Origin of the sequence: Streptococcus sp. HMSC066E07, from assembly GCF_001814695.1 — a bacterium.
Lineage (GTDB): Bacteria > Bacillota > Bacilli > Lactobacillales > Streptococcaceae > Streptococcus > Streptococcus hominis.
In genome coordinates, this window is record NZ_KV817464.1 from 57,677 (window position 1) to 57,899 (window position 223).

The window sequence follows — 223 nt, forward strand, 5'->3', positions numbered from 1 at the left end:
AGAGCTGTGCTGTTTCGAATGGTTCCAAAACTGAGGTCAAAGGCAAGGTTGTTGAAGTCAAGTTTTAGAGCTGTGCTGTTTCGAATGGTTCCAAAACATATCGCGATAAACTTCCTAAATTCAACAAGTTTTAGAGCTGTGCTGTTTCGAATGGTTCCAAAACATGGGAGTGTCTTCCCTTTTGAAGTAAAAGGTTTTAGAGCTGTGCTGTTTCGAATGGTTC